The organism is Pyrobaculum sp. (genome assembly GCF_049971835.1).
Taxonomy (GTDB): domain Archaea; phylum Thermoproteota; class Thermoprotei; order Thermoproteales; family Thermoproteaceae; genus Pyrobaculum.
Map to the genome: position 1 here is coordinate 1 of NZ_JBMFKV010000160.1, position 4,366 is coordinate 4,366.

The window sequence follows — 4,366 nt, forward strand, 5'->3', positions numbered from 1 at the left end:
GATAACTAGTTTTTCTCTATACTTCTGCATAGTTATATTCATTTGCAGTAATTCATTCCTAAGATTTCTTATCTGGTTTATTATTTGACTCTTTCTCTCCACTAGGGAGCTTATCAACTCTCTAGTTTTCTGAAGCCGCCCCCTAGCGCCTTCAATATGCGACCTCACCTCGGCAAGCTCCTTCCGGATTTCCTCCAGCAGAGTTCTTTTATTGTTTATTTCGCTAGTGGTTTCGTCTATCTGTCTCTGGACCTCGTCAATTCGAGAATTTACTTCACGGATTTTCTCAAGCAACTCTTCCTTACTAAGCACGCCTATAGAAAACCCCTAATTTAAATCTTATACCTCCACACCACATGCCTCCCTCGGCGTTTAGCCAAAAAGTAAAAATTAAAAATCACATATTACATATAGACGTGAGTCATCACCACGTAGCCATATACATAGCTGGCGACATAATAGTCTCGGATAATCCCGGGGAGGCTATAAAGAAGTGGAGACTTATTTTTGGACTTACGCAGACCGCCATAGCGACTAGGCTAAACACATCCCCCAGCGTTATTAGCGACTACGAGTCGGGCCGTAGGAAGTTCCCAGGCTCTAGATTCGTTAAGAAATTTGTACAGGCTCTAATAGAGACAGATCTAGAGAGGGGCGGCATGGTTATAAACCTCCTCGAGCGTCAGTTATTAAAAGAAAAGTTCTGGGTAGCGGTGCTCGATATGCGGGAATTCTCAGAGCCTGTACCAGCCTCGGCTTTTCTACAAGCGATAGGAGCGGAGGTTGTGGTCCGCCCACCCCCGGGCCTCGATATACACGGCTACACAGTTGTCGACAGTGTCAAGCTTGTGCTGGAGGTGCCCGCCGCCGAGTATGTCCGGCTATATGGAGGCACGACTCAACGCGCAGCGATATTTACAAAGGTATCCACCGGCCGCTCTCCGATAATAGCAATAAAGTCCATGTCCTCTGTCCTAAGTGTAAAGCCGTCGCTTGTGGTACTCCACGGGCTGAAGCCCGACGCCGTCGACCAACTCGCCGTGGAGATTGCAAAGAGAAGTCACATACCACTTGCGACAACTACTATGAGTATTGAAAAGGTAATAGAGAACTTGAGACAGTTTAAGTAGCTACTTCCGGTTTATAATTTTTGATATTCTCAACACGTTTCCTAATCCCTTCGTCGCCTCGTGCCTCTTCTTCAACGCCCTCTCCCTGGCCTTCTTCTTGAACTTGTAGTTGTGAGTCTCTCTAAGCTTCACAGAGGCTAGCCCTCTGGACGCTCTACCGGCGGAGGTCAAGCCTCTGTACGCCCTCCCGCGCTTCCGCTTTATCTCCACAAGCTTTGGATACGACGGCTCAGGCGGCGCGATCTTGCCCTCCAACACGTCGAGAAGCCACTTCCGTAGATTCTCCACGTTCTGAGGCCACGAGGATCTCCTCCTCTCGTCCACCGGGATTCCCAGCAACCTTGCCTGATCTGCGTTTATACCCACTGCGCGTAGCTCCTCAAGGGAGTAGCCTCTGCCGGTCTTCCACCTAGTCACGCCGCCTTGGGCTATCTTCGCAGGTATTTTCACAAGCGGCTTCGGCGCCTCGGTCATCAAGTCCCTTTATTGACCTATTTATAAATCTTCACACGCAACAAGCTTATTTACCGGTGCTATCCATCTGCTGGTGCACAGAGCCTTAGCCACGGTGGCTGTGTTTAAGCTTTTCTTATCGCTCGTCGTGTTTTTTACTACATCCACCATCGACGCGGTTCTGCTAGTGAGCGTCTTGTTGATGGCAATATCTGCATTAATTATCCGCATAGTTGAGGAGGCCGAGGTCGCCTTCATCCTAGTGGGGCTCATACTGCTCATAGACGTTATAGGTCTACTCCTCTCCTTTACTTTACTATCGCTGAGAATAGCGCTGGTATATGCGTTTCTTGTGGTGTGGGACATCCAGATACTAATGCTCCTTAGACAAATCTTACGGACGTGACTACTCCACAACCTTAATCACTCTGCGAACTCTATACATATCTAGATATCCCCACGCCTCGAGTACTATGTCTACCTCGCCTACGCCAGATAAGATCTTTATGAGGTTGCCCTCTACATTTAACTGAACGCCTTTAGGTTCTACTTTGTATTTGAAGTTCTGAATAAATATATATAGTTTATCTAAGTCGATTATACTATTACTCTTTACTGACTGTGGCAACGGATAATTTTTAAAAATCGTAACTAATTTGTAGTCGTGGTGGATTCTCTGGGCTAAGAAAACGCCTATAGCTAGTACTACCGCCGAGGATATGGCCTCAAGCGTTAGATTCATGGCAACATTTTTCAATAACTCTCTCATATACGTCACTGGGGGCTAATGGAATCACCTTTATGCCGCCAAAAAACGCCACATTTACATCCCCACACCAACGAGGTATTACATGCACCTCCTGATCTTTGATGTAGATATTAAAACCCTCCGGGGAGAACTCGGCCTTCATGTACCTCACTACGTTATCTATGACGTTTTTGAGAGTTGCGAGTTCTCTCTCTCCGAGTTCGAGGACGGGGGTCTTTAATTTGATCACCACGTGGCCGCCGTTGAAAGGCTTCTCTGCGGCCTCTATCACTATGTCAGCTAACACTGCAGACCTAGATGGGGGAGTTTTTAAAAAATACCTACTTTATGGGTACCTTGATGTTGAGTGCCTTAGCTAGTTCTTTGTACCTATTCCTGACTGTGACCTCTGTGACTCCGGCGGCCACCGCGAAGTCTTTCTGAGTCCTGTTGTCGCCGTGCATCAGAGAGGCGATGTACACCGCGGCGGCGGCGAGGCCAGCTGGATCCTTACCGGCGGTTATGCCGGCTTTCTTCGCCTTCTGAAGTATGTCTATTGCAGACTTGATCACCTCACCGCTGAGTTTTAACTGTTCCGCGATCCTCGAGATGTAGAGAATTGGGTCGCTTATAGGCACCTTTACATTTAGTTCTCTGAGGAGGAGTCTGTAGCACCTAGCCACCTCTCTCCTTGACGCTTTTGTATACCTAACTAGCTCGTCTAGAGGTCTTGGCATCTTCATCATACGGCAGGCCATGTAGAGGGCGGCGGCTGCCATGGCCTCTACAGACCTCCCTCTGACTAGCTCCTTCTCTAGGGCTTGTCTGTAGATCTCCAGCGCCTGTTCTATACAGGGCCTTGGTATGCCCATGGAGCTCCTCAGCCTCTCTAGCTCCTGGGCGGCTTGTATGAAGTTTCTCTCGTACGACGTCTGTACCCTGGCTCTCGTCTGCCATTTCCTTAGCCTAATGACCTCTAGCTTTCTCTTAATGTCGAGCTCTTTCCCAGATACGTCTTTGTCTCTCCAGTCTATTACCGTGGTTAGAGCCTCTGAAATGAGTCTCGTGAGGGGGGCGCCGGTGCGGGCCCTCTGGCCCTTCTCCTCTGAGGTAAAGGCCCTCCACTCCGGCCCCAGGTCGAGGAGCTGTTCCTGGACTACTGCGCCGCATACTATACACACCACCTCACCCTTCTCGTAGTTGTATACGAATTTGTCATTCCCGCAGATGGGGCATCGGTATACCTCGCCGGTGTCTGTGACAAGACTTAAATACCCCTCACTATCTCGGTTAATGCGGAGTTTAAGAGGCTTGCCCGAGGACGTGGGGTTAGTGCCGGACATGGCGTGTTTATAAGCTTTTCTGGGGTATAAAAATCTTTCGTTTATAACACGAGACTGGTTTTGGGACAGGTGTAGCTACCCAGACCTTAGAAGTTTCCTAACTTTTGCAAGCGCGCCGTAGATCTGTGTAAGCCCATGGGCCCCCCTCAAGATGGCGTAGTGAGCCTCGGCTATTATGTAGGCAAGCTCTGGTTTTACATACTCCGGCACGTCTAGCCTCAGCACCTCTCTGTGTATCTGCTTTATAATCTCCAGCTCGCCGACACCGCCGTCCACCACGAATCCATATATCTGAGTGGCGGCTTTTCCAAAACTCCCCCTCACAGCCTCGTGAAGAGCCTCTCTCAAAAGCCGGGGGCTCACCATGCCTAGGGCTCTGGCCACCACCTCCTCAGTCACCTCCTTATCTACAGAGGCGGCTATCTGCAGGGCGTTTATAGCCCTCCTCATATCGCCCTGGGTGAATTCATATATCGTCTCCAGGGCGTCGTCGGAGATCTTAACCCCCTCGTTCTCGGCTATGTAGCGGAGCCGTGTAAAAACCGCCTCCTTGGGGAGGGGGGAGAACCTGACCATTACAGTACGGGACTGGATAGGCTCGATAATCCCGCTGATGTAGTTTGCTAGTAGTATGAATCTTGTGTTTTGTGCGTATATTTCCATTATTCTGCGTAGTGCTTGTTGTGCGTCTG

6 protein-coding genes and 2 pseudogenes are annotated in these 4,366 nt (G+C 49.4%); 2 read left to right on the forward strand and 6 right to left on the reverse strand.

Annotated elements, in window-relative coordinates; translation table 11 throughout:
• Positions 1-312 (reverse strand): annotated as a pseudogene (locus ACP5J3_RS11305) (coiled-coil protein); the annotation flags it as partial.
• A gap of 104 nt (positions 313-416) precedes the next feature.
• Between ACP5J3_RS11305 and ACP5J3_RS11310 the strand changes: the two are divergent.
• Entirely contained in the window at positions 417-1,130 is a 714-nt protein-coding gene (locus tag ACP5J3_RS11310) for a helix-turn-helix domain-containing protein (RefSeq protein WP_428495788.1), read from the forward strand.
• Here the strand turns inward: ACP5J3_RS11310 and ACP5J3_RS11315 are convergent, their stop codons facing one another.
• Complete coding sequence (locus ACP5J3_RS11315) at positions 1,131-1,604, reverse strand: ribosomal protein L13e (RefSeq protein WP_428495789.1); 474 nt, start codon at positions 1,602-1,604, stop codon at positions 1,131-1,133.
• Positions 1,605-1,677: 73 nt separating this feature from the next.
• On the opposite strand from ACP5J3_RS11315, the gene ACP5J3_RS11320 reads away from it, so the two are divergent.
• Entirely contained in the window at positions 1,678-1,989 is a 312-nt protein-coding gene (locus ACP5J3_RS11320) for a hypothetical protein (RefSeq protein ID WP_428495790.1), read from the forward strand.
• On the opposite strand, the gene ACP5J3_RS11325 is transcribed toward ACP5J3_RS11320, so the two are convergent.
• From ACP5J3_RS11325 to ACP5J3_RS11340, 4 genes and pseudogenes are all read right to left on the reverse strand, one after another.
• Entirely contained in the window at positions 1,990-2,352 is a 363-nt protein-coding gene (locus ACP5J3_RS11325) for a hypothetical protein (RefSeq protein ID WP_428495791.1), read from the reverse strand.
• Complete coding sequence (locus ACP5J3_RS11330; RefSeq protein ID WP_428495792.1) at positions 2,309-2,638, reverse strand: HIT family protein; 330 nt, start codon at positions 2,636-2,638, stop codon at positions 2,309-2,311. Before ACP5J3_RS11330 ends, ACP5J3_RS11325 begins: the two co-directional genes overlap by 44 nt.
• A gap of 34 nt (positions 2,639-2,672) precedes the next feature.
• Positions 2,673-3,674: a transcription initiation factor IIB gene (locus tag ACP5J3_RS11335; RefSeq protein ID WP_014287321.1), complete on the reverse strand. Its 1,002-nt coding sequence runs from the start codon at positions 3,672-3,674 to the stop codon at positions 2,673-2,675.
• A gap of 75 nt (positions 3,675-3,749) precedes the next feature.
• A pseudogene (locus tag ACP5J3_RS11340) lies at positions 3,750-4,366 on the reverse strand (replication factor C small subunit); the annotation flags it as partial.